The following is a 24,413-nucleotide window of genomic DNA, read 5'->3' on the forward strand; positions in this document are numbered from 1 at the left end:
GCGGCAAACCACCCGACGCAGACTCACGCTGCGGCAAACCACCCGACGCAGACTCACGCTGCGGCAAACCACCCGACGCAGACTCACGCTGCGGCAAACCACCCGACGCAGACTCACGCTGCGGCAGGCCGTTCGCACTCGGCTGCCGCTGCGGGAGGCCGATGCCGGGCTGCGGTACACCGTTGGTGCCAGGCTGACGCAGCGGTAGTTCGCCCGAATTCGCCTCGCGCGGCGACAGACCGGTGCCAGCCGGCTCGGGCGGACCATCTGGTCTGCGCGGCGGCGGACCACCCGATCCGAGGTTGCGTTTGGGCAGGCTGGCCGCAGCCAGTTTGCCGCGCTGCGGCACGCTCGAAGCCTGGCCGGGCGTTCCCGGCGCGGGACGCAACGACGCACCCGACTGCTGAGCATCCGAACGTGAACCGGACGACATCGACGAACCCGGCTGCCGCTGCGGCAGACTGCCGGAGCCCGTCGGTATCGGCCCACTGGATGGTGTGCTGGGCGTGGGGTTGCCGGCCGGAATCGGGCCGCTCACCCCGGGATCGACTGTAACCATGACATTGCCCCCAGGGGTGCGCGTGATCGCCCGCGTCTGCATGGACGACTGCGCCGACGGCCGCTGCGGCGCGGAGACCTGCGGTGAGGGTTGCGGGGTGACGGGCTGCCCCGCGATCGGCTTCTCCGCGACGATCAGACCGATCGGTACGTGTACGGTGACGGTCACGCCTGGATCGCGGGCGGTGTCGAAGGTGGGCCGTAGCCGCACCATGAGGCCGTGCCGCTCGGCGAGCCTGCCAACCACAAAAAGACCCATATGACGGGCGGTGTCGGGCCCCGGCTCCGCGGTCTGCTCGAGCCGCCGGTTGATGTCGGCCATCTCGGCCGGCGGCATACCGATACCGCGGTCCGCGACCTCGATGAGCAAACCCTGGTCGTGCGCCTGAGCGAAGGTGAATTTGACGTCGGTTTCCGGCGGCGAAGCCCGCAGCGCGTTGTCCAACAGCTCGGCGAAAAGGTGCGCGAGGTCGGAAGCGGACGGCTCCTTCAGCGAACCGCGCGGCGTCGCGCCGAGTTTCACACGCTCATAGTCCTCGACCTCGGAGATCGCGGCACGCAGCACGTCGCCGATCTCGACCGGAGCCGACTTCGCGCGGCGCTGCCTGGTACCCGCGAGAATGAGCAGGTTGTCGCCGTTTCGGCGCATACGCGCAGCGAGATGGTCCAGCCGGAACAGGTTTTCCAGCAGGCGCGGATCCTTCTCGTCGTACTCCATCGCCTCGATGAGGGTGAGCTGGTGGTCGACGAGCGACTTGGACCGCCGAGCCAAGGTCTCGAACATGTCGTTGACCTGCGAACGCATCTTCGCCTGGTCGCTCGCCAGACGCAACGCCTGACCATGGATGTCGTCGACGGCGCGGGCCAGCTGACCAATCTCCTCGGTACTGCGCACCGGCATCGGCTCCAGCGGAACCTCCTCCGGCGAGGCACCGTTGCGCAGCTCGGCGACCTCCTGCGGCAAGTCGCTCTCGGCCACGCGCAGCGCGGCGAGACGCAGCCGGTGCAGCGGGACGATCATGGAGCGGGCGACGAAGACCGCGAGCAAGAGCGCGGCAAGGATGGTCACGATGACGACCGCGGTATATGTCCACGCGCCGCCCTGGGCCGTGGACACCAGCTCGTTCATCGCGGAGTCGATGTCCTTGGTCGCCTTACCGACGACGTGCTCGTAGACCGCGAGACTGTCCTGAAGCGATTTCTTCAGGTCACCGACCGGGAGCTGGCCCGCCTGGGCCTGCGGGCTGGTCAGCAAGGCGATCCTGGTGTCGATGCCTGCGCGCAGGTCGGCGATCGAGGTGTCGCCGTCGGAGAAACGGTGCGCGAGCACGTTGAGCAGCGCACGCTCGGTGCTGCACGCGACCAGGAAGTTCTGCACGCCGGACTGCTGGTTGCGCAGCACGTCCGGGAACGCGGCGACTTGGCTGACCAGGGTGGCACGGGTGTTGAGCGAGTCGACCAGCCGCAGTTTGGCCGCGTCCACGGCGGTGTCGCTGACCTGGCCGACCGTGCTCTCGACGATGCGCACGCTGTCGTTGCGGACGCGGTCGATCAGCGCGACAGTGTCCGAAGGCGGGCCGGGGGCAACCGACTTGCCCTGGGCACGCACAGCCTTGGCCTGAGTGAGCATGCTGTCGATGGCCGCGCGTGCGCCGGGCACATTGCCGAGCCGGCTGACCGCGTTCTCGGCGTTGGCGATCGCCTTGTCCAGATCCGCGAGATTCTGATCAGTCGCTATGGACTGGCTGGTCCCCAGCGAGACCAACTGCGAGCTCGCGGTGGTCGCGGTCTGCGCGCTGAGCGCGGTGACCACGGGGATGGCGGCGACGTTCTCGGCAATGTCGGCAAGTCGGTTCGATTCCGCGAACTCCGACGAAATCCTGGACACGCCGAGCCCGACCGCGACCGCGAGTGGAACGGCGAGGACCGCCGTTACCTTCCAGCGCAGGTCCCAGTTGCCGAGCGCCCAGCGATTACTGCCGGACCTAGCGGCGTCACGCATCTCCCACTCACTTTCCAAACTGGCCTCTACCACGCGCCATCAACCGAACCTCCACAATCGCGTGCTTGGCTCGACAGGTGGAGCTGGCCGAGAGCTGCGGCTGGCCGAGAAATTGCGTCTACGACGGCCCAAAATAAGTGACATCGGATTCTAACGGATCAATAACTTCTTGGGCGACTTGGCGTGATGTTGCGATCATTGACCTGCCAGTTCCAGGCAAAAACAAAGGTCGCGGCACCCACCCGGGCGTCGCGTGAAGTCTGCCACAATCATCCAGATCTATCGAGGCGGGCATCGAGGCGAGGCTAGGGAGTCACGGGGTTGAACGTGAGGCACGAGTACCGACCGGCCTACCAGACCAGCTTGGTCGATCCCGCTGAGTTCTGGACCGCGGCGGCCGCGGCAATCGATTGGGACGTGCCGCCGACGCAGATCGTCGACACCAACGCTCGCCCGGTAGCCAGGTGGTTTCCCGACGCACGCCTCAACACCTCCTTCAACGCGCTCGATCGGCATGTGCACGGAGGCACCGTGGATGGGGGGAGTCGTGCACATCAGCCCGCATTGATATACGACTCCGCTATCACCGACACCAGGGTCGTCATCACCTACGCCGAGCTGCTCGAGCAGGTGTCCAGGTTCGCGGGAGCGATGGTCGAGCTCGGCGTCTCGGCGGGCGATCGCGTGGTGATCTACCTGCCGATGATCCCCGAGGCGGTGATCGCGATGCTGGCTTGTGCGCGGATCGGCGCCGTGCACTCGGTGGTGTTCGGCGGCTTCGCCGCGCCGGAGCTGGCGGCGCGTATCGACGACGCCGAACCAGTGTTGATCGTCACGGCGTCGGGCGGCCTCGAACCGGGCAAGCAGATCGAATACCCCCCGATCGTGTTGCAGGCTTTGGATCTTGCCGAGACCACCGCGCCGCGCACGGTGATCGTCAAACAGCGGCCGCAGTTCCAGACCATCCCCTTCCCTCCGCCGCAGCCCGCCACCGAGTTCCTGCCGAGCTCCACCCACACCGTCGCGGCGCAATGGCTCGATTGGGACGACGCTGTCCGCGACGCGCCACTTGTCGATCCGGTCTCGGTCGCCGCGACCGATCCGCTGTATATCCTCTACACCTCCGGCACGACCGGGAAACCCAAGGGTGTGGTCCGGGACAACGGCGGGCACGCGGTCGCCCTCGCCTGGTCCATGCGCAACATCTACGCCGTCGGCGCGGGTCAGGTGATGTGGGCGGCGTCCGACGTCGGCTGGGTGGTTGGGCACTCCTACATCGTCTACGCGCCGCTGCTGGTCGGCGCGACTACCCTGCTGTACGAAGGAAAGCCGATCGGCACCCCCGATGCGGGGGCGTATTGGCGGGTGATCGCCGAGCACAAGGTCGACGTGCTGTTCACGGCGCCGACCGCGCTGCGCGCCATCCGCAAGGCCGATCCCGACGCCGAGCTGGCGCGCGATTATGATCTGTCCTCCCTGCACGCGCTGTTCTGCGCGGGCGAACGGCTCGACCCGGCCACCTACGCCTGGGCCGACGAAGTCCTGCTCGCGGGCCGCTCCGACTGCCCCGTGGTCGACCACTGGTGGCAGACCGAGACCGGCTGGCCGATCTGCGCGAACCCGCTCGGCCTGCAGCGGCTCCCGATCAAGGCGGGGTCGGCCTCGGTGCCGGTGCCCGGCTATCGACTACGTGTGCTCGATTCCTCCGGCAACGCGGTGGCTCCGAACATCGAGGGCAATATTGTCATCGGACTGCCGCTGCCACCCGGCACACTCACCGGACTGTGGCGCGACGATGCCCGCTACGAACGGTCCTACCTCTCCGCCTACCCCGGCCATTACCTCACCGGCGACTCCGGCTACTTCGACGAGGACGGCTACCTCTTCGTCCTCGGCCGCAGCGACGACGTCATCAACATGGCCGGGCACCGGCTCTCGGCGGGCAGCATCGAGGCCGCGATCGCCGGTCACGACGCGGTCGCCGAATGCGCCGTGATCGGTCTACCCGACGAACTCAAGGGGCACCGACCCCTGGCCTATGTGGTGCTGAAGTCCAGCGTCGAGATCGATCCGGCACAGCTGCGCGACGAACTGATCCAGCGAGTGCGCGACCAGATCGGCACGATCGCCACCCTGTACGACGCGGTCGTCGTGACCGCGCTGCCCAAGACCAGATCGGGCAAGATCCTGCGCAAGACCATCCGGCAGATCATCTCCGGGGAGACGTTCGAGGTGCCATCCACCATCGACGATCCTGCGGCGCTCGTGTCGCTGGCGGAGCAGATCCGCGCGGCGCGGCCCATGCGGGAGGAGTTGGTGCCGCACACCATCGAGAACCCGGACGATGTGGTGACACCCGACGTGAACTCGGTCGCGCGGTCCTGAAGTCGCGGTCCGGCAACGCTTCTCAGAGTTTCCTCAGAGAGCGTTCACCCGCGCGCCAGCTGCCCGTAATAGCCTCGAGACCGAACCCCCCGATGATCTGGAGGCAACACCCATGAAGCTTTCCGTAGGCCGTCTCGCCGTCGCCGCCCTCGCCGCAGGCGGATTCGCCACGGTTGCGTTGTCCCTCAGTCCCGCGATCGCGGCCGCCGATCCGATGGAGCTGGCCGCACCGCTGCTGGACTCCACCTGTTCCTTCGCCCAAGTCGACACCGCTCTGCACGCGAAGGCGCCGCAGCTGGCGGCGATGCTCGATGCCAACCCGACGCAGAAGGCCGAGCTGCAGCGCAAGTTCGATCAGCCGGTCGAGCAGCGGCGGGCGGAGTTGCGGCGGACCATCGACGCGAACCCGGAGGCGGCGCGTGACGCGGAGAATGATCCGCGGACCACGCAGTTGCGCGACACCCTCCGTGTCGTGGCCGAATCCTGCCACAGCTATTGAGCTCGCTCCCCCGCCTCTCCGAGTCTTCAGGCCGTACCAGTCGGGTAGCACAGGATTTGCGTTCAGATCCTGCGTTGAGTGCCACTCGAGTTTCGGGCGTACCCGGCGAGTTACCCATGTTCCCACGAAATCAGTAGTTGCGTGATGTGCCGTACCAGTCGGGTAGCCTGGGATCCCGTTCAGGGCCTGCGTTGGATGCCACTCGAGTCCTGGGCGTCCCAGGGTGAGTTACCCATGTACCTACGAGATCAGTAGTTGCGTGGCGTGCCGTACCAGTCAGGTAGCCCGGGATCCCGTTCAGGGCCTGCGTCTGGTGCGATCAGAGGTGGGGCCGTACCTACAATGTGCCGACGAAATCAGCAGGTCACCTAACCGATACCTTCTTTGAGTGGCGGCACAATGGATGACGTGACAACCCCGATCCCGACCGTCCTCGTCGTCGACGACGACGAGGACGTGCTCGCGTCGGTCGAACGCGGACTGCGGCTGTCCGGTTTCCGTGTCCTGGTGGCCCGGGATGGCGCCCAGGCGCTGCGCAGCGTGAACGAACACGCGCCGGACGCCGTCGTGCTGGACATGAATATGCCCGTGCTCGACGGCGCGGGCGTGGTCACCGCATTACGCGCGCTGGGCAACGAGGTGCCGATCTGTGTGCTCAGCGCCCGCGCGTCGGTGGATGACCGCATCTCCGGGCTGGAGTCCGGCGCCGACGACTATCTGGTCAAACCGTTCGTGTTGGCGGAACTGGTCGCGCGAATCCGGGCGCTGCTGCGCAGGCGGTCGGACTCCCCAGCTTCGGCGACCCCCGGCGCGATCACCATCGGTCCGCTCGAGGTGGACGTCGCCGGGTACCGCGCACTGCTGCACGATCACGAGATCGAACTAACCAAAAGGGAATTCGAGCTGCTAGCCACACTCGCCAGGAACGTCGGCGTGGTACTGAGCCGGGAACGGCTGCTGGAACTGGTGTGGGGCTACGACTTCGCGGCCGACACCAACGTGGTCGACGTCTTCGTCGGATACCTGCGCCGCAAACTGGAGGTGGACGGCACGCCCCGGCTGCTGCACACGATCCGCGGTGTCGGGTTCGTCCTTCGAGCGGCGAAATGACCGAGCCCGCGCCCCGCCCGGTTCGCGAGGCGGAACCGGGCACGTCCGCCGCCCCGCCGAAAATTCGTCGACGGCGTTCGTTTTCGCTGCGCACCAGGGTAGCTGGCGCTGCGGCGGCAGGCGCGATCGTCATCGTGACGCTGATCAGCCTGCTCAGCATCCGCGCCATCGAGCGCAACAACGTGCAGCAGTCCGACCAGCAGCTCGCCATCGCGGCGCGCATCGTGCTGATCGAGCCGGGCATCGCGGTCAACTTCATCAGCGTGACCGGGCTGAACAACGACATGGCCGTCACAGTCCGCGACAATGGTGCGGTCACGGCGAGCACGACGACCGAATTGCCCGCGCTGCCTACCGGTTCCCGCACCGCCACAGTGGGTGGCACCCCGTACCGGATCCTGACCACCACAAAGAATCAGCCTGCAGGACAAGTGGTTTCGCTCGGCATACCCGCCGCGGGCGCGGCCGAGGCCACTGCGGAGCAGCAGCGCTGGGTGCTCGGCGGCGCACTGCTGTCCATCGCCGCCGCGGCGGCGCTCGGCTGGTTGCTTGCGGGCGCAGCGGTGCGCCCGATCGTCCTGCTCACCCGGCAGGTCGACGCACGCAGCGCGTTCCCCGACCCGGGCAATCCCCAGGCACCGGTGGAAGGCTCGGGCGTGCGCGAGGCGGAGAAGCTGGCCGACGCGGTGAACACGATGCTGCAGCGGGTAGACGAGGCGCAGGCGGAGACCGCGGCCGCGCTGGAGACCGCGCGCGACTTCGCCGCCGTGTCCGCACACGAACTGCGCACCCCGCTCACCGCGATGCGCACCGACCTCGAGGTGCTGCGCACCCTCGATCTGGACGAGGCGCAGCGCGCGGAAATCCTCGGTGACCTGCAACGCAGCCAGGACCGGGTAGAGACGACACTCACCGCACTCGAGCGGCTGGCCACCGGCGATCTGACCAACGAGCACGACCACGTCGCCACCGACGTTTGCGACCTGTGCGACCAAGCAGCGCATGACGCCATGCGGCACTTCCCCGGCCTCACGGTACGCATCGACTCCGACGCCGAGCTGGTGACCCGCGGCCTGCCCGCCGGCCTGCACCTTGCGGTGGACAACGCCCTGGCGAACTCGGTGAAGCACGGCGGGGCCACCGAGGCCCTCGTCTCCGCGCATCGTGCGCCCAACGGCCACATCATCATCACCATCGACGACAACGGGCGTGGCATCCCACCCGACGAGCGCGAAGCCGTCTTCGACCGCTTCTTCCGCGGCAGCCAGGCAAGCAAAGGCGGCTCCGGCCTCGGCCTCGCCCTGGTCGCGCAACAAGCCCAATTACACGGCGGCCGCGCCTATTTCGACGACGGGGCTCTCGGCGGCATCCGCCTGGTCCTCATACTCCCTGGGTAATTGGCCGCGCGCGCGGCGGGTTCGCGGCCCCTTGGTAGCTCGCGTCCGAGCGATGCCGCGAACCGGGAAGCTCGGTCTCGCTGACACGAAAATAGCGATTTTCCCGCCCACGCGGAGCGCGCAGCGCCCCTGAACAGCTTCGCTCGGAAGGGGAAGTCGGGCCGTGGTGGTACGTAATGCGGCAACCGCAGCACCTGGACATTCGCTGCTTGTCGGCTGTGTGGCTACGAAATGCCGCTGAAAGGGCCCGGTCGCAGCCGGCGGAACCACATCGGCCGCACTCCCACTTCCGAGCGAAGCGAGACCTAGCATTGCCGTTCGCGGCCCGGCTCGCGTCCGAGCGGCCGATGCGATTGCGACGCAGTCGCGAGCAGCGGTCGCTCGGACGCGAGCCTTAAAGGGGCCGCGAACACGCAGCGCCGAAGGCGCTGCCAAACAACACAGGCGCTGCCAAAATTACTGAGCGTTCAGCAGGTCGATCACGAAGACCAGCGTCTTGCCGGACAGGCGGTGGCCGGCACCGGCCGGGCCGTAGGCCAGCTCCGGCGGGATGGTCAGCTGACGACGGCCGCCGACCTTCATGCCGGGGATACCGTCCTGCCAGCCCTGGATCAGGCCGCGCAGCGGGAAGGTGATGGACTCGCCTCTGTTCCACGACGAGTCGAACTCTTCGCCGGATTCGAATTCGACGCCGACGTAGTGCACCTCGACGGTGCCGCCGGGCACGGCTTCCTTGCCCTCGCCTTCGATGATGTCCTTGATCACCAGCTCGGTGGGCGCAGGCCCCTCCTGGAACTCGATTTCCGGTTTGGTCATTCGGCTATCCCCTTCGATAGGTGGGTGGTGGAAAAAATCGTCAACGGCTGGCGATCTCGCCATATTCGCGAGCGCCGTAGCCGGTGTAGATCTGCCGCGGACGGCCGATCTTCAAAGGCTCGCTGTGCATTTCGCGCCAGTGCGCGATCCAGCCGGGGAGCCGACCCATCGCGAAAAGCACGGTGAACATACGGGTCGGGAAGCCCATCGCCTTGTAGATGACGCCGGTGTAGAAGTCGACGTTCGGGTACAGGCGTCGCTCGATGAAGTAGTCGTCGGTCAGCGCGGCCTCTTCCAGTGCCTGGGCGATCTCGAACAACTCGTCGGCGCCGCCCAGCTTGCTCAGGATGGCGTCGGCGTGCTTCTTGGCGATCGAGGCGCGCGGGTCGTAGTTGCGGTAGACGCGGTGCCCGAAGCCCATGAGCTTCACGCCGTCTTCCTTGTTCTTGACCTTGCGGATGAACTCCTTGACGTCGCTGCCGTTGGCCTTGATGCCGTCGAGCATCTCCAGCACGGCCTGGTTCGCGCCGCCGTGCAGCGGACCCCACAGCGCGTTGATGCCGCCGGACACCGAGGTGAACAGGTTGGCGTCGGACGAGCCGACCAGGCGCACGGTCGAGGTGGAGCAGTTCTGCTCGTGGTCGGCGTGCAGGATGAGCAGCATGTCCAGGGCAGCGGCGACCTCGGGGTCGACCTCGTAGGGTTCGGCGGGGAAGCCGAAGGTCATCCGCAGGAAGTTCTCCACCAGGCTCAGTGAGTTGTCCGGGTAGAGGAACGGCTGGCCGACCGACTTCTTGTACGAGTAGGCGGCGATGGTGGGTAGCTTGGCCAGTAGTCGGATGGTGGATAGCTCGACCTGCTCGGGGTCGCGCGGGTCCAGCGAGTCCTGGTAGTACGCCGACAGCGCGTTCACCGCGGACGACAGCACCGGCATCGGGTGCGCGTTGCGGGGGAAGCCGTCGAAGAAGCGCTTGAGGTCCTCGTGCAGCAGCGTGTGCCGGCGGATCCGGTCGGTGAAGTCCTCGAGCTGAGCCTGCGTGGGCAGCTCGCCGTAGATCAGCAGGTAGCTGACCTCGATAAAGGTCGAGGACGCCGCAAGCTGGTCGATGGGGTAGCCACGGTAGCGCAGGATGCCCGCCTCACCGTCGATGTAGGTGATGGCCGACTTGGTGGGTGCCGTGTTCATGAAGCCCGGGTCGTACGTCACGTACCCGGTGCTGGCCAGCAGCTTTCCCAGCTCGATCCCGTCGTTGCCCTCGGCGGCCTTGGTGACCGTCATCGGGAATTCCCCGCCGGGATAGGAAAGGACCGGCTTGGCGTCGTCGTCGACGTTGATGATGTTCTCAGCGGGCACGGAAGGATCCCTCTCAGGCTAGAACCAAAGGCACCGGCGCGGTCGGCACACGATGCGCTTGCCCCAACGCTAGCTGTTCAGCGACACGGACAAATACGGAGGGTAGTCCTGCGGCGCCTCACGAACAGGTCCTGGAGCGGTGAGGTTTCGCAGGTACGTCCTGTCGTCGTCATCCAGCGTCGCGGTGCTGGTCATGCTGGTATTTCGGCACGGGCGCGGCCGACACGGTAACGCGTGAACGCGGGGAAGGCGACCGCCGCGACGAGCACGCCGACCACCACGAGCCCGCCTCCTCCGGCCGCGGCTACAGCAGTACCCAGGCTTGCCGCCGCGAAACCGTGGGCAACATCACCGATGCGCGGTCCGCCCGCCACGACAACGATGAACACTCCCTGCAGCCGCCCGCGCAGGTCGTCGGTGGCGACCGTCTGCAGCATGGTGACCCGGAGCGCGGCCGAAACCATATCCACCGCACCGCCGAAGGCCGAGCACGCCAGCGCGATCCACAATCCGAGGCCGAGACCGAGCCCGTGTCCGGTGTATCCGACGGCCATCCCGAATCCGACCATAGCCAGGCCCCACAGCACGATGCAGACGATCACGGCGAGGCCTTGGCGGCGGATGCGCGGAATCCAGCCGGAGAACACGCCGCCGAGCACCGCGCCCACCGACATGGAGGCGAACAACAACCCGAGGGCGACGCCACCCGTGGCCGGGTCACCGAAGGTCTGGTGCGCGATCTGCGGGAACAGCGCACGCGGCATGCCGAACACCATGGCGATCACGTCCACCGCGAACGACGCGAGCAGCACCCGCTGGGTCGCCAGGTAGCCGAAACCGTCCAGCACCGTTCGAAATCCGGCCTTGCGCACCGACCCGGTGGGCGGCAGCGCGGGCAGCCGCCAGACCGCCCAGAGCGTAGCGAGCAGCGCGACGGCGTCGATCAGGTAGAGCGTAGCCAGCCCGACCAGCGGGATCAGCGCGCCCGCCAGAACTGGTCCCGCGATCGCGCCGAACTGCATGACCGTCATGCTCAGCGAATTCGCCGCGGCCAGTTGGCCTTCCGGCAGCAAGCGGGGGATGGTCGCGCTGCGCGTCGGCTGGTTCACCGCGAAGAAAGCCTGCTGCACCGCGAACAGGCCGAGCACGACCCACACGTTGTCCACCCCGACGGCCGCCTGGATCCAGAAGGCCAGCGCGGTGACACCGGTGCCGGCGTTGGTAATGAGCATCAGCCTGCGCCGGTCCATCACATCGGCGAGCGCGCCGCCCCACAGACCGAACACGATCAGCGGTGCAAGGCCGAACAACCCGGCCAGGCCGACATAGCCGGAACTACCGGTGATCTGGAAGATCTGCTGCGGCACGGCGACGACGGACAGCTGCGCGCCGATGGTGGTGACGATGCCCGAGGCCCACAGGCGTCGAAAATCCGGATGGCGCAGCGGGGTGGTGTCGGCGAGCAGTTTCACCGGCCGCAGCGTAGCGAGTCACCCGGCCCGGCTCGACGCGATAATTCTCACGCGCCGAGCGGGAATACGTCAGGGCTGCAATCGCTCGACCATCATGGTCTCGTCCACGATGCGCACGTGGATCCGGTTGTGCAGTCGGCCGCGGCGCCCCTGCCAGAACTCGACCTCGTCGGGCCGGAGCAGGAAACCACCCCAGTGCGGTGGCACCGGGATCTCGTCGATGTCGGCGAACCGCGCGGTCGCCTCGGCCAACGTGCGATCCAGCTCGGCCCGTGAACCGATCGGCTTGGACTGCTGCGAGGCCCACGCACCCAGCTGCGAGTCCCTCGGCCGAGATCGCCAGTAGGCCGCCGTCGTCTCGGCCGGCACCCGCTCGACCGCCCCGCGTAGGTGCACCTGCCTGCCCAGCGCGGGCCAGACGAAGGTGACCGCGGCGAACGGGACGGCGGCCAGCTGGGCACCCTTGGCCGAGTCGTAGTTCGTGTAGAAAGTCACACCTTCGGGCGAAAGCCCTTTGCACAGCACGGTCCGCGCTACCGGTCGTGGCGTACCGCCGACCAGCGACACCGTGGCGAGCACCATGGCATTGGGCTCGGCGATGCCGACCGCGGTGGCCTGTTCGATCCAGTGGCGCAGGAGCGGCTCCCAGCCCCCGGCCAGCCAGTTCTCGTCCAGGTCGACGTCCTCGCCGCTGCCGTAGGGCACACCGCCGTACTCGGTCCGCATGGCGGCGAGATCGGTGCTCGGTAGGAAGTCGGCCGCTTCCTGGCCGCGGGGTGAATTGTCCAGGTCACGCATGGGCCAGACGTTACTCCGGGGTAGCAGCGAGCTAAGGTTTTGGTTATCGGCATGTACTCGTCAAGTCCGACAACTTCCCATCGGCGAGAACATATGACCCGAAGCGCAAGGAGAGTCGCAACATGACCACCAGCCACGCGGTTTCCGGTGGACAGGCCACCGTACCCAGAGATTTCGTCAGCGGCCTGGAGGGCGTGGTCGCATTCACCACCGACATCGCCGAACCGGACAAGGACGGCGGTGCGCTGCGCTACCGCGGCGTGGACATCGAGGACCTGGTCGAAGGTCGAGTGACCTTCGGAGACGTGTGGGCGCTGCTGGTCGACGGATCGTTCGGCCGGGGCCTGCCGCCCGCCGAGCCGTTCCCGCTGCCGGTACACACCGGCGACGTGCGCGTTGACGTGCAAGCCGGTCTGGCCATGCTCGCCCCGATCTGGGGCTACCAACCGCTGTTGGACATCGACGACGAGACCGCGCGGGAAGACCTGGCGCGCGCCTCGGTGATGGCGCTGTCGTACGTCGCGCAGTCCGCCCGCGGTATCTATCAGCCCGCGGTCCCCCAGAGGATTATCGATGAGTGCACCACGGTCACCGAGCGCTTCATGACCCGCTGGAAGGGCGACCCGGACCCGCGCCACACCGAGGCCATCGACGCATACTGGGTGTCCGCCGCCGAGCACGGGATGAATGCCTCCACCTTCACCGCCCGCGTGATCGCTTCCACCGGCGCCGACGTGGCCGCCGCGCTGTCCGGTGCGATCGGCGCCATGTCCGGCCCGCTGCACGGCGGCGCGCCCGCGCGCGTGCTGCCGATGATCGAAGAGGTCGAGAAGAGCGGCGACGCACGGGCCCTGGTCAAGGGCATCCTGGACCGCAAAGAGAAGCTGATGGGCTTCGGCCACCGGGTCTACCGCGCCCAGGACCCGCGCGCCCGCGTGCTGCGGGCCACCGCGAAGCGCCTCGCCGCTCCACGTTATGAGGTCGCCGCCGCACTGGAGCAGGCGGCGCTCGCCGAGCTGCGCGAGCGCCGTCCGGACCGCGCCATCGAGACCAACGTCGAGTTCTGGGCGGCCGTGATCCTGGACTTCGCCGAGGTGCCCGCGCACATGATGCCCGCCATGTTCACCTGTGGCCGCACCGCGGGCTGGTGCGCGCACATCCTGGAGCAGAAGCAGCTGGGCAAGCTGGTCCGCCCGGCCGCCATCTACACCGGGCCGGGTCCGCGCAAGCCCGAGGAGGTTGCGGGCTGGGCCTCGGTCTCGCACACATAGGCGGTAGCCACACGGCATGTTTGCGGGCGGACGAGGAGTCGGAGACGTTGTCCGCCAGCGCATTCGGCTCGAGTACATCCAGGGGACGCTGGAAAGAGGACGTGACGGATGCTGGACAGAGGAATTGCGCGGCGGCGGGTGCTCGGTATCGGCGCCGTGCTCGCCGCAGGATTCGCCGCCACCGGATGTGACTCGATACAGAACAACACTCCCACCGCACAAGCGGCTCCAGCCGCTACGCCCGCCGTCTCCCCCACCGAGGTAGCGGCTAGGCACGCCGGTGCGCGGCCGAAGCAGTGGGGAGTGCAGATGCGGGGCATCACAAGTACTTTCGAGGCCACCGGCAAGCAGATGGCACTGACCTTCGACGCGTGCGGCGGGCCCGGCAACAACGACATCGACGAATCGCTGGTGAGTTTTCTGATCGCCCAGCAGATTCCGGCGACGCTGTTCCTCAACAAGCGGTGGGTCGACGCGAACCCGGCGCGGGCAGCGCAACTGGCGTTGAACCCGCTGTTCGAGCTGGCCAATCACGGCGTCACGCACAAACCGCTCTCGGTGACCGGGCGGGCCGCCTACGGCATCGCGGGCACCCGCTCGGTGCAGGAGGCGGCCGACGAAGTGTGGGCCAACCACGAGCGGCTGACCACGCTTCTGGGCAAGCCGCCGCGATTCTTTCGTGCGGGCACGGCACATTATGACGACGTCGCGGTGGCCATTGTGAACGAATTGGGCGAAGCTCCGATCGGTTTCAGCATCAACGCCGATTTCGGCGCGACTGCCTCGGCGACGCGAGTGCAATCCGCGATGAGTGCCGCTGCGCCCGGCGCTATTTCACTCGCCCATATGCACCGGCCGCAATCCGGAACCGGCGCGGGCATGATCGCGGTTCTGCCGAAGATCCGGGCCATGGGTTTCACGTTCGTCCACCTGTAGCCCGTGCCCGAGTTCTCGAGGTTATTCGTCGCCGAGTGAGGCCACCCAGTCGATGGCGACGGATTCGCCTCGGTCCACCGTGAAGAAGGCGACCTCCAAGTGCTGACCGAGGTCGACGAGACCGAGGGCGCCCAGCGGCACCGGCTGGACGAGCCGAACCCGCCACGGCTTCGGCTCGTCCCAGGCGCGCATTTCCAGGTCGAGGCGCAGCACGGGGTCGTCGCGGGCGGTGTAGTCGGCGGCGACCGGCGCGGTGGCGAGCACCGTGGCATCGGCGCGGCGGCCGTCGGCGAGAATCTTCGCGATGCTCGCCCGTCCCGACACGTCGATGTCGGGCGCATACAGCAGCACGCGGTCGCGGTCGCCTGGGTCCACCCGACAACGGACCACGTCGCCCGGCTGCATCCATTCCAGGTCCGCCGCAGTCGTGCGCTGCCGCACCCTGGTCTCGTAGGGGAACTCCCCGTCCAACTGCACCCGGACCCAGAACACGTGCCCTGGTTCGGTGCGCCGCGGCCGCACGCCGAGGATCGTCGCCGAACCCGTCATGCCGCGAATCAGCAATTCCCGCTTGATCGCGTCCGAGACCGTCGCGAAGCGCAGTCCGAAACTCCACGCCGCCCGCCCGCGCAATCGCCACCCCGAGTTGGCCGACACCATGCTCATGGACACTTAGGTTAGCTGGAGTGTGGTCAGCGACACAGCAATACCACCGTCTACCCTGTACCGCATGACCACTGCGTTCCCGACCATTCCCGACGACATCAAGCCCGCCGACGGACGGTTCGGTTGCGGCCCCTCCAAAGTGCGACCGGAGCAGTTGCAGTCCCTGGTGAAGGTCGGCGCCTCGGTGTTCGGAACCTCGCATCGGCAGAAGCCGGTGAAGGACGTGGTGGCGCGGGTGCGCTCGGGTCTGCGCGAACTGTTCGGCCTGCCCGACGGCTACGAGGTGGTGCTCGGCAACGGCGGCACCACCGCGTTCTGGGACGCCGCGGCGTTCGGCCTGATCCGGGAGCGCTCGCTGCACCTGACCAATGGCGAGTTCAGCTCGAAGTTCGCCGCGGTGGCCAAGGGCAACCCGTTCATCGGCGACCCGATCGTGGTCTCGGCCGATCCGGGCAGCGCACCGGAGCCGGTGTCGGACCCGTCGGTGGACCTGATCGGCTGGGCGCACAACGAGACCTCCACCGGTGTCTCGATCCCGGTGCGGCGACCCGCGGGTTCGGAGAACGCGCTGATCGCGATCGACGCCACTTCCGGCGCGGGCGGTCTGCCGGTGAACATCACCGATGCCGACGTCTACTACTTCGCACCGCAGAAGTGCTTCGCCTCCGACGGCGGCCTGTGGGTCGCATTGATGAGCCCGGCCGCACTGGCCAGGGTCGAGGAGCTCGAGGCATCGGGCCGCTGGACCCCAGATTTCCTCTCGCTGCCGATCGCGATAGACAACAGCACCAAAGATCAGACCTACAACACCCCGGCGCTGGGCACGCTGCTGCTGTTCGCCGACCAGATCGAGTGGCTCAACGCCAACGGCGGTCTGGACTGGGCGGTCAAGCGGACACTGGACTCCTCGGCCCGGCTGTACTCCTGGGCAGAGTCGAGCGAGTACGCCACGCCGTACGTCACCGACCCGACGCACCGCTCGCAGGTGGTCGGCACCATCGACTTCGCCGACTCGGTCGACGCGGCCGCGGTGGCGAAGGTGCTGCGCGCCAACGGCATCGTGGACACCGAGCCCTACCGCAAGCTGGGGCGCAACCAGCTGCGCGTCGGCATGTTCCCGGCAATCGATCCGGACGACGTCAGCCAGCTGACTCGTTCCATCGACTGGGTCGTCCAGAATCTCGGCTGACGGAGCGACACGCCCGGTTTCGACACGCCGCACAGAAGGCTCGGCACGTCGAACAGAGCAGATTAGCGGGGCACGGGAGTCTCTTCGGAGATTTCCGTGCCGCGTGTCCTGCCCCATGAATCTCAGATCTGCACTACTGTTTCGGAAAGTGGGCGGTGTCGCGAGTCGACGCGATAAGGAGGTAACGGTGCGTGAACTTCGAGTGATCGGGGTGACGCCCGACGCCACGCACATCGTGTGTATCGACACCGAGTCCGGTCAGAAGTTCCGGCTTCCCGCCGATGACAAACTACGAGCCGCTGCGCGCGGAGACCTTGCCCGATTCGGCCAGATTGAGATCGAAATGGAAGCAACTATGCGTCCCCGCGATATCCAGGCCCGTATCCGCGCCGGCGCCTCTGTAGAACAGGTCACCGAAGAATCCGGAATGCCGGCGAGCCGTGTCGACCGGTTCGCCTATCCGGTCCTCCTCGAACGGGCCCGTGCCGCCGAACTCGCTCAGAAGGCGCACCCGGTCCGGCCCGACGGCCCCGCCGTGGAAACGCTTATCGATGTGGTCACCGCCGCGTTCACCGAACGCGGTCACAACATCGAGGGCGCCGTGTGGGACGCCTGGAAGGACGAGAAGGGCTACTGGGTCGCCCAGTTGCAGTGGCAGAACGGGCGTTCCGAGATCGCTGCGCACTGGCGCTACCAGCCGGATGCGCACGGCGGCTCGGTCTCCCCGCTCGATGACCCGGCCTCCGACCTGATCGATCCGGATTTCGGTCGTGCCCTCCGCGGACTGGCAACGATCCTGCCTGCCGAGCCGGAGCCGCCCGCGCCGCAGCCGGAGCCGGTCGTGGAGCCCCGCCCCGCGTCGACCACGCCGGCCGCGCGCACCAGCCGGCAGCAGGGCCAGTCCAGCTTGGACGAGTACTTCGAACAGCGCGTGGTCGCCGCGGGCGGCAGCAGCGCTGCGGTCACGGCGGGCACCAGCGCGCCGCCGGCCGCGGCGAGCACGGGGACCCCCACCGCCGGAAATGCGCCGTCCACCAACGGCGCTGCGACCGCGATGGCCTCCGGCGCCCCCGCGGACACGGCCTCGACGGCTCCTGCCGCGTCGACGGCTCCCGCCGTGGCGGAGCCCGCGAAGCCTGCCGCCAAAGCCCCCGCGAAGCCGAGCCGCAGCAAGCGCGGCAAAGCCCCCATGCCGTCCTGGGAGGACGTGCTGCTCGGGGTGCGTAGCTCGGGTCACTGAGTTCGTCTGCCGCGCTACCGGTTCGGGGCGTGCACCTGATGAGGCAGCCGAGCGCTGCCGCGCCGGGCGTCGAATTCGGCGCCCGGTCGCCGTTGATGTTTGCCAGCAATGCCGTCGAAATTGCTGAATCCGCGATCGGAGATTGGTTCCGGTGCTCACTAACGTGTTCGCGAGCGGAAGGCCCGCGGAGGCAGGCACTGGGCGGGTAGATTTTTCCGTGTGGTCAGCGGCGTACGTCGGCGTCGAGCAGTTCACCAAGCGGTGAGCCGTTGGACATCACCGTGCGTTGCTTGAAGTTTGCGAGCTGATTCGTGCAACCATCGGGAGGTGCCGGAATTGCTATCGAAAGCTTCGTCCCTCTGGTACGTCGACGCACCCGATCCATTGGCGGTTCTACGCGCAAACCACGACCCGGACCCCGCTGCCGCACTGGCACTCGCGAAGCAGTTGCACAGTGACCACGATGTGCTGCCGATCATGGTCGGCACACTGGCCGGCTGCGCGGGCCCGGAGGTCGACGAGGTGTACATCGGCTGCTATCCCGGCGTGACCGTGGTGTGCTCGACCCAGGCCGCGCGTGTCCACCCGACCGAGATCCCGGAGTTGCTGGTGCGCCCGTTGGCCTCCGAGCACACCTACCTGGTGTCGTTCGACGCGGCGCACGGCTGGGGCGCGTTCGCGCATTGGGAGCGCGGGGAGTTCCGCCGGGCGTTCAGCTCGACCCGGGTGAACATCCTGGAGGACGAGGGCCTTCCGCTGGTGTGGGAGCGGCCGTACTGGGCGGGTGAGCATCCGGTGCATTGGCACGCGGGCGAACTGCCCAACCCGCAGGCGCTGCCGTTCGACCCCCCCGATTTCGCCGACGCAGCCAACAACGAATGGCTCGGCTTCCGCTACCGCGCACCAACCGCGGACAGCGCGCTGGTGCCGGGCGACATCGCGGTGTGCGGATTCACGCTGTACCCGAAGGGCCAGGCACCCAACCCGGCTGCGCGGACGCCGCGGTCCGGCAAGCGGGAGGCGGCCCCACACAGGCGCGGCCTGTTCGGCTGGCTACGCGGACACGACCACGTCTCCTAGACCCGCGGGCGCACTGTGTCCAAGGCGGCTGCCTCGCCTTCGCTCGGCCCGGCGCACAAGCGGCTACCTCGAACCTTCGCTCGGCCCGGCGCACAAGCGGCTACCTCGAACCTTCACTCGGCCCGGCGCAGGCTGCGTGCGGACTTTGTCCGGCTGCGTCCATCAAGCCGCTAGTGCGCCCAGTAGCAGCATGACCCATCCGAGCAGAACTCCTGCCGCGCCGCCGGCGAGCACCCATCGGGTCACCGGGGCGCGGCGCCACCGCCACGCTGTCGGCGCGGCGCCACCGACCGCGACGACATTCACCGCGACCGCGAGGAGCGGGTGCACCTCGGCCAGCGCGGCGCCGAAGGAATACACGGCGACGGCGGACAGCAGCGCCACCATGATCGCGACGGTCAGCCCCGCCCCCCAGGGTGTCGGGTCATGGTAGGACGGGCACGGCCGATTCAGACCGGTCACGAGATCCTCACCCGCTCGTAGAAGGCCATCGCCGCCGCGGTCGCGACGTTGAGCGAATCGGTGCCGGGCGACATCGGGATGCGCGCACGGATATCGGTGGCTCGCATGGCCTCCTCGGTCAGTCCCGGCCCCTCGGCCCCGAGCAACAATGCCACCCGCTCCCCGTTCATCGCTGTCGCCAAGTTCACCGCCGCAGGGTTCGGTGTGAGCGCGATGATCTGGAATGCCTTGCGCCGCAGTATATCCAGACCTTGCGGCCAATCCGGCACGGACGCGAAGGGAACCCGGAGCACATGCCCCATCGACACCCGGACGGCACGGCGGTACAGCGGATCGGCACACCGATCACCGAACAGGACTGCGTCGGCCCCGAGTCCGGCCGCGTTGCGGAACATCGCGCCGAGATTCTCGTGGTCGTTGACACCTTCGAGCACGACGACGGTCCGCGCCTTCTCGGTCACCTCGTCCATGCCGAGCTCCGCGGGGCGGGGCGCCACGGCGAGCACTCCGCGATTGAGATGGAACCCGACGACCTGGGCCATGATCTCAGCCGAGGCGCGGTAGTACGGCACATCGACGGCGGCCAGGTCGTCGGCGAGTTCGGCGCGCCTGCGCTCCACGCCCAGCAGTGCGGTCGGCGCGAACCGCGAATCCAGCATCCGCTGGACCACCACGACACCCTCGGCGATCACCAACCCCTTGCGCCCGGGTAGGTCGGGCCTGCGGTCAGCGGATTTGAGGTCGCGGAAGTCATCGACCCGAGGGTCGGCGGGATCATCGATATCGATCACTTCGGCCACCGTTACATCCTGCCGGGGCGGTCCGGCCACGCCGTCACCGGCGTTCGCTCCGGCGTCGCGGGACATGAGGAAATTCCGGTGCATGTGTGTGATCGACCGTGGGATGGTCGAGGTATGACCCTCCCGGAAATCACCATCCGGTCCGCGACCGAGGACGACGCGCCCGCGATCCGGACGCTGGTGGAGACCTCCTTCGGGACCCGATACGACCCGACGGAGCTGGAGCGGGAACGGCGGCTGTTCCCGCAGGAGCTGGCGATCGTGGCGATCGAGCGCGGGCGGCTCGTCGGGCACGTGCGGTCCACCACTATGACGGTGACCGTGCCCGGCGGACGAACCGTCGAGGTGTGCGGCATCGCCGGTGTCGCGGTGGCGCCGACACATCGGCGCCGCGGCATCCTCCGGGCTATGTACACCGAGCAGCACCGGCGCATCGAGGCGGCCGGTCTGCCGCTGACCATGTTCACTGCCAGCGAGGGCGGCATCTACGGCCGGTTCGGCTACGGCCCCGCGACGCGGGAGAATGCGGTCGGCCTCGATCGTCGGTTCGCCGAATTCCTGCCGTGCGCACCGGATCCGGGTGGGGTCATACTGCGCGAGCCGAGCGAGGCACGCGCCGCGGTGGAGGCGATCTACGACCGCTGGCGCAGGCTGGTGCCCGGCGCACAAGTGCGTCCCGCGGCGAATTGGGACATCCGATTCTACGATCCGAAACCCTTCCGCCACGGCGGCAGCGACCTCTTCGCGCTCCTGCACGCCGACGGCTACGCACTGTATCGCTTCCACCGGCGCGACCGGGTGACGACGGCCGAGGTCGTCGAGATGCGCACGGTCACCGACGAGGCGCACGCGGCGTTGTGGCGCACCCTGCTCGGGCTGGATCTGGCGCAGCGGGTGGAGGCCGTGCTCACCGACCACGACCCGCTGCCCTATCTGCTGACCAATCCGCGGCTGGTGCGCACTACGGCCCGCTATGACGGTTTGTGGTTGCGGCTCATGGACCTTCCCGCCGCGTTGTCGGCGCGCTCGTACGCGGGCGAACTGGATGTGGTCCTCGCCGTGACCGATCCGTTCCGCGAGGCGGGCGGCTCGTTCGCGCTGCGCGTGCGGGACGGGCAAGCCCGCTGCGAACCGACCACCCGTGCGGCCGATATCGAACTCGGCATCGACGTTCTCGGCAGCATGTACCTCGGTGCGGTTCCGGCACGGGTGTTCGCGGCGGCGAACCGGTTGCGGGTCAAGGATTCCGCCCGGCTGCACGCGATCGACAATGCCTTCCGCGCGGAGCGAGATGCGGTGCTCGGCTGGTTCTTCTGACCGCCGTCCCGGCGCCCCATCGGCGCGGGGAAGGGAGACATGTCCGAATCGGCGCGGAGCTGGCATGCTGGTGACATGAAGCCGATTCAGCTGGTTCTCAACATCCTCTGGTTGATCTTCGCCGGATTCTGGCTTGCGCTCGGCTACATCGCGGCGGGGATCGTCTGCTTCATTCTGATCATCACGATTCCGTTCGGGATCGCATCCTTCCGGATCGCGGCCTATGTGCTGTGGCCGTTCGGCCGGACCACGGTGGAGAAGCCGGGTGCGGGGACTGGCTCACTGATCGGCAACATCATCTGGTTCATCGTGGCCGGATGGTGGCTGGCACTCGGCCATCTGTTCACCAGCATCCCGCTGTTCGTATCGATTATCGGCATCCCGTTCGGTTGGGCCAATCTCAAGCTCATTCCGCTCTCGCTGTTCCCACTCGGACGCGAGATTATAGACAGCGATCGACCATTCGCCGCCCAATAGTAATGCAGATCACATCAAGTTAACGGAACGGACTCTTCGCACGAATGGTAGCTAAAGGGTAACCGACATCGGTGGCGTCTATCTCGTCCCGATTCGGCGCCGAGCCCACCGCACCGGGAGAGCTCCGTCATGACCGACCGCCCCGCTCGACCTGCCGACGACCCAGGCACCGCGCCCCTCGCACCGATCGCAATCGCGCTCGGGCTACTGCTGCTCGTCGCCGCGGGTACCCAACTGAACCACCTGCCGGACTGGGCCGACGACTACGGCGCCGTGCTGGTCTATCTGGCGTTCGTCCTCTACCTGTCGATCGCGGGGCGCCTACTGTGGTGGGGTGCCGACACCATCATCCGGCTCGGCAGAGCGGGACACTGAGCTGGTGCGGTCGTTCCGCTCGAGCGCGGAGCGCGAATCCCTTGCGGCCGTGGCCGCTACTCCGATTCCGAGACGATCTGCTTCATGATCGCTACAGCGCGGGTGAGCACCACGAGCTGCTCGTCGGTGAGCGTGGCGAGTTGCTCGGTCATCCACGCCTCGCGGGCGCTGGTTTCATCGGCGATGAGTGCGCGGCCCGCGGGAGACAACGAGACGATGATCTGACGGCCATCTGTCGGATGCGGCTTGCGCTCCACCAGGTCGAGATCGGTCAAGGAGGCGATGACGCGGGTCATCGACGGCGGCTGAACACGCTCCTTCGCGGCAAGCCCCCCCGGCGTCATCGCGCCGTCGCGTGCGAGGGTGGCGAGGGCCGAGAGCTGGGTCAGCGATATCTGCGAGTCGGCACGGCGACCGCGTAGATGTCGCGTCAGTCGAACGACCGCCAGCGAGAGTTCACCGGCAAGGGCTCGAACATCCGATGGCGTGGTCACAGTGGCAAACGATACGGGACCGGTATCGGCCGGTCGCGGGTTGCCGCCGCTAGGCTGGGCCCGTGACACAGAAAGTCCCGCAGATTCCGCCGCGCCTGACCGATCCGCGCCCCGTGCTCGCGGTCGGCAGCGCACTGTGGTTGATCGCCACGGCGGTGGTGTGGGCGAGTGGTGACCGATGGGAGTCGGCGCGCCCGGTCTGCCTCATGGGACTGGTGGTCGGCGTCCTCGCGCTCGGCATCTTCTTGATCCAGCGGCGCGGCGCGCGGCGCGGCGACAAGGGCGCGCAGACGGGGCTTTAGCCGACCCAGGTCGCGCTCGAGCAACTGCGAATTCGTTCACAGTCCGGGTGAACGGTGCAATACTCGAGGCTGTCCGCGGAGTGCTGGAAGCTGTAGCGGCCCGGTGCGGCGTCGGCGGGGATTGCCCAGGTGAACCGCGCCACGGATTCGGCGATGCCCCGCTTGTTCCAGTAGATGGTGGTCCCGATCTGCTTGCCGCCCGCGAGCAGCGGAAGATCCGACGGCATCCCCCGTGACCACCGGACCCCTATGTCCCCCGATCTTCGGCAGGCGAAGCTTCCGGCCCGAAATGATCGCGAACCGGGTATCCTTCGAAACCGGATCGCCTGCCTGTTGTCCTTGCGGGACTTGAACTTCGGCAGCCCGAGCCGGGCACCCGTGTTTCCCGGAGATGGACTGGAAGAACACACACAGTAGCCCATCGTTCCGCATTCGGCGGCCGGGCCAGCCGCCGGAATCACGCTTGTGGCAGCGAACGCCGCCGAACCGATCGCGCTCTGGGCCAGAACTGTTGTGCGCGACACCGGCATCCCGGTCCCCCTTCGGTCCGATGGCAGCGGACCATGCAACTGGTCACTCGTCCAGTCAAGAATTTCGTACCTGTGAATTGACTGCACGCGCCGCGCGCGCTTAACTCGCTTGGGTGTCCTCCCGATTGAGCGTCGAAGAACGACGGGCCCACCTTATCGAGGCCGCGATCGGCCTTGCCGAAAAAAAGGGCGTTGCAGGCGTGACCACCCGCGATGTCGCTCAGGCTGCGGGCGTCTCGCTCGGTGTGGTGCATTACTGTTTCGAAAACAAGGACGCGCTGATGACCGAGCTGGTCAAAGCGTTGTCGATGGAATTACGCGATTCGGTCGACGCAAACGAATCAGTATGGCAAGAAGTCGGAAGTGGAAAAGAAGCCCTTCAAAAATTGATCCGTTCCGGACTGGAACTCATGTGGCTCAACATCGAAGCCACTCCGGAACGGCAGCTGCTCACATATGAAACGACCACTTACGCACTACGCGAAGGGGAACAAACCCCCGCAAAAATAGCGATCGCGCGCGAACAGTACAACTTCAACGACTCCACCGTGGCCGACATCCTGGAACACGCGCGCGACGCGACCGGGAATCAGTGGACCCTCCCCGTGCAGACGCTGAGCCGCTTCACGCTCAACGTGATCGACGGCCTCGTGCTTCGTTGGCTGGTGGACAATGACAGCGAAAGCGTGCGCGTGCAGCTGGATCTGCTGAGCGAAATGATCACGGAGTACGCAGCATAACGGGCGCAGCCGGACTGGACGAAGTCCGGCTCGCAGCCCCGCGCCGGGCCGAGCGAASRCTCGAGGTAGCCGCTCATGCGCCGGGCCGAGCGAACGCTCGAGGTAGCCGCTCATGCGCCGGGCCGAGCGAACGCTCGAGGTAG

General features: G+C 67.4%; 24 protein-coding genes. 14 read left to right on the forward strand and 10 right to left on the reverse strand.

The window, feature by feature from the left end; all coding sequences use genetic code 11:
- The coding region (locus AB4Z47_RS08005; RefSeq protein ID WP_441949165.1) for an ATP-binding protein at window positions 1-2,560 on the reverse strand (2,560 nt) is incomplete at its 3' end.
- 321 nt (window positions 2,561-2,881) lie between these two features.
- Here AB4Z47_RS08005 and AB4Z47_RS08010 point away from each other — a divergent pair.
- The 4 genes from AB4Z47_RS08010 (at window position 2,882) to AB4Z47_RS08025 (ending at window position 7,951) form a co-directional block, all read left to right on the forward strand.
- Complete coding sequence (locus tag AB4Z47_RS08010; RefSeq protein ID WP_441949167.1) at window positions 2,882-4,945, forward strand: AMP-binding protein; 2,064 nt, start codon at window positions 2,882-2,884, stop codon at window positions 4,943-4,945.
- A 112-nt stretch (window positions 4,946-5,057) separates the two neighbouring features.
- A complete protein-coding gene (locus AB4Z47_RS08015; RefSeq protein ID WP_441949169.1) occupies window positions 5,058-5,444 on the forward strand; it encodes a hemophore-related protein in 387 nt (128 codons plus the stop codon).
- Between the two features lie 408 nt (window positions 5,445-5,852).
- Window positions 5,853-6,554: a response regulator transcription factor gene (locus AB4Z47_RS08020; protein WP_441949171.1), complete on the forward strand. Its 702-nt coding sequence runs from the start codon at window positions 5,853-5,855 to the stop codon at window positions 6,552-6,554.
- Window positions 6,551-7,951: a sensor histidine kinase gene (locus AB4Z47_RS08025; RefSeq protein ID WP_441949173.1), complete on the forward strand. Its 1,401-nt coding sequence runs from the start codon at window positions 6,551-6,553 to the stop codon at window positions 7,949-7,951. Before AB4Z47_RS08020 ends, AB4Z47_RS08025 begins: the two co-directional genes overlap by 4 nt.
- A gap of 456 nt (window positions 7,952-8,407) precedes the next feature.
- Here the strand turns inward: AB4Z47_RS08025 and AB4Z47_RS08030 are convergent, their stop codons facing one another.
- The 4 genes from AB4Z47_RS08030 to pdxH form a co-directional block, all read right to left on the reverse strand.
- The gene (locus AB4Z47_RS08030; protein ID WP_357263241.1) at window positions 8,408-8,767 is read right to left on the reverse strand and encodes an FKBP-type peptidyl-prolyl cis-trans isomerase; all 360 of its coding nucleotides are present in this window, start codon (window positions 8,765-8,767) and stop codon (window positions 8,408-8,410) included.
- Window positions 8,768-8,807: 40 nt separating this feature from the next.
- Window positions 8,808-10,121, reverse strand: coding sequence for a citrate synthase (locus AB4Z47_RS08035; protein ID WP_441949176.1), 1,314 nt, complete (start codon window positions 10,119-10,121; stop codon window positions 8,808-8,810).
- 191 nt (window positions 10,122-10,312) lie between these two features.
- Window positions 10,313-11,593, reverse strand: coding sequence for an MFS transporter (locus tag AB4Z47_RS08040; protein WP_441949178.1), 1,281 nt, complete (start codon window positions 11,591-11,593; stop codon window positions 10,313-10,315).
- A 69-nt stretch (window positions 11,594-11,662) separates the two neighbouring features.
- Window positions 11,663-12,391, reverse strand: coding sequence for a pyridoxamine 5'-phosphate oxidase (gene pdxH / locus AB4Z47_RS08045; RefSeq protein WP_441949180.1), 729 nt, complete (start codon window positions 12,389-12,391; stop codon window positions 11,663-11,665).
- Between the two features lie 122 nt (window positions 12,392-12,513).
- Here pdxH and AB4Z47_RS08050 point away from each other — a divergent pair, with 122 nt between their 5' ends.
- Both AB4Z47_RS08050 and AB4Z47_RS08055 read left to right on the forward strand, forming a co-directional pair.
- Window positions 12,514-13,662: a citrate synthase 2 gene (locus AB4Z47_RS08050; protein WP_441949182.1), complete on the forward strand. Its 1,149-nt coding sequence runs from the start codon at window positions 12,514-12,516 to the stop codon at window positions 13,660-13,662.
- A gap of 108 nt (window positions 13,663-13,770) precedes the next feature.
- Complete coding sequence (locus AB4Z47_RS08055; RefSeq protein ID WP_441949184.1) at window positions 13,771-14,598, forward strand: polysaccharide deacetylase family protein; 828 nt, start codon at window positions 13,771-13,773, stop codon at window positions 14,596-14,598.
- 21 nt (window positions 14,599-14,619) lie between these two features.
- On the opposite strand, the gene AB4Z47_RS08060 is transcribed toward AB4Z47_RS08055, so the two are convergent.
- Window positions 14,620-15,264, reverse strand: coding sequence for a hypothetical protein (locus AB4Z47_RS08060; RefSeq protein WP_441949185.1), 645 nt, complete (start codon window positions 15,262-15,264; stop codon window positions 14,620-14,622).
- Between the two features lie 64 nt (window positions 15,265-15,328).
- Between AB4Z47_RS08060 and serC the strand changes: the two genes are divergently transcribed.
- The 3 genes from serC (at window position 15,329) to AB4Z47_RS08075 (ending at window position 18,773) form a co-directional block, all read left to right on the forward strand.
- Window positions 15,329-16,453 (forward strand): phosphoserine transaminase, encoded by a 1,125-nt coding sequence (serC, locus tag AB4Z47_RS08065; RefSeq protein WP_441949186.1) that lies wholly within the window; start codon window positions 15,329-15,331, stop codon window positions 16,451-16,453.
- A 187-nt stretch (window positions 16,454-16,640) separates the two neighbouring features.
- Window positions 16,641-17,693 (forward strand): septation protein SepH, encoded by a 1,053-nt coding sequence (gene sepH, locus AB4Z47_RS08070; RefSeq protein ID WP_441949188.1) that lies wholly within the window; start codon window positions 16,641-16,643, stop codon window positions 17,691-17,693.
- A gap of 327 nt (window positions 17,694-18,020) precedes the next feature.
- On the forward strand, window positions 18,021-18,773 hold the full coding sequence (locus tag AB4Z47_RS08075; protein WP_441949190.1) for a DUF6928 family protein: 753 nt from the start codon (window positions 18,021-18,023) through the stop codon (window positions 18,771-18,773).
- A gap of 162 nt (window positions 18,774-18,935) precedes the next feature.
- Here AB4Z47_RS08075 and AB4Z47_RS08080 read toward each other — a convergent pair whose 3' ends face one another.
- Window positions 18,936-19,235, reverse strand: a complete 300-nt coding sequence (locus tag AB4Z47_RS08080) for a DUF2537 domain-containing protein (protein WP_441949192.1) — start codon at window positions 19,233-19,235, stop codon at window positions 18,936-18,938.
- The gene (locus tag AB4Z47_RS08085; RefSeq protein WP_441949194.1) at window positions 19,232-20,035 is read right to left on the reverse strand and encodes a TrmH family RNA methyltransferase; all 804 of its coding nucleotides are present in this window, start codon (window positions 20,033-20,035) and stop codon (window positions 19,232-19,234) included. The genes AB4Z47_RS08080 and AB4Z47_RS08085 overlap by 4 nt, the downstream gene beginning before the upstream one ends.
- Before the next feature lie 114 nt (window positions 20,036-20,149).
- On the opposite strand from AB4Z47_RS08085, the gene AB4Z47_RS08090 reads away from it, so the two are divergent.
- The 3 genes from AB4Z47_RS08090 (at window position 20,150) to AB4Z47_RS08100 (ending at window position 22,204) form a co-directional block, all read left to right on the forward strand.
- Complete coding sequence (locus AB4Z47_RS08090; RefSeq protein WP_441949196.1) at window positions 20,150-21,352, forward strand: GNAT family N-acetyltransferase; 1,203 nt, start codon at window positions 20,150-20,152, stop codon at window positions 21,350-21,352.
- A 75-nt stretch (window positions 21,353-21,427) separates the two neighbouring features.
- Window positions 21,428-21,829, forward strand: a complete 402-nt coding sequence (locus AB4Z47_RS08095) for a YccF domain-containing protein (protein ID WP_441949197.1) — start codon at window positions 21,428-21,430, stop codon at window positions 21,827-21,829.
- 129 nt (window positions 21,830-21,958) lie between these two features.
- Window positions 21,959-22,204, forward strand: coding sequence for a hypothetical protein (locus AB4Z47_RS08100; protein ID WP_441949199.1), 246 nt, complete (start codon window positions 21,959-21,961; stop codon window positions 22,202-22,204).
- 56 nt (window positions 22,205-22,260) lie between these two features.
- Here the strand turns inward: AB4Z47_RS08100 and AB4Z47_RS08105 are convergent, their stop codons facing one another.
- The gene (locus AB4Z47_RS08105; RefSeq protein WP_441949201.1) at window positions 22,261-22,698 is read right to left on the reverse strand and encodes a MarR family winged helix-turn-helix transcriptional regulator; all 438 of its coding nucleotides are present in this window, start codon (window positions 22,696-22,698) and stop codon (window positions 22,261-22,263) included.
- Window positions 22,699-22,760: 62 nt separating this feature from the next.
- Here AB4Z47_RS08105 and AB4Z47_RS08110 point away from each other — a divergent pair, with 62 nt between their 5' ends.
- Complete coding sequence (locus tag AB4Z47_RS08110) at window positions 22,761-23,000, forward strand: DUF2530 domain-containing protein (RefSeq protein ID WP_441949203.1); 240 nt, start codon at window positions 22,761-22,763, stop codon at window positions 22,998-23,000.
- Here the strand turns inward: AB4Z47_RS08110 and AB4Z47_RS08115 are convergent.
- A complete protein-coding gene (locus AB4Z47_RS08115) occupies window positions 22,997-23,227 on the reverse strand; it encodes a hypothetical protein (protein WP_441949204.1) in 231 nt (76 codons plus the stop codon). The genes AB4Z47_RS08110 and AB4Z47_RS08115 overlap by 4 nt on opposite strands.
- A gap of 416 nt (window positions 23,228-23,643) precedes the next feature.
- On the opposite strand from AB4Z47_RS08115, the gene AB4Z47_RS08120 reads away from it, so the two are divergent.
- On the forward strand, window positions 23,644-24,270 hold the full coding sequence (locus AB4Z47_RS08120; RefSeq protein ID WP_441949206.1) for a TetR/AcrR family transcriptional regulator: 627 nt from the start codon (window positions 23,644-23,646) through the stop codon (window positions 24,268-24,270).
- Window positions 24,271-24,413: the final 143 nt, after the last annotated feature.

The organism is Nocardia sp. 2TAF39 (assembly GCF_052114905.1).
In the GTDB taxonomy this organism is placed as follows: Bacteria; Actinomycetota; Actinomycetes; order Mycobacteriales; family Mycobacteriaceae; genus Nocardia.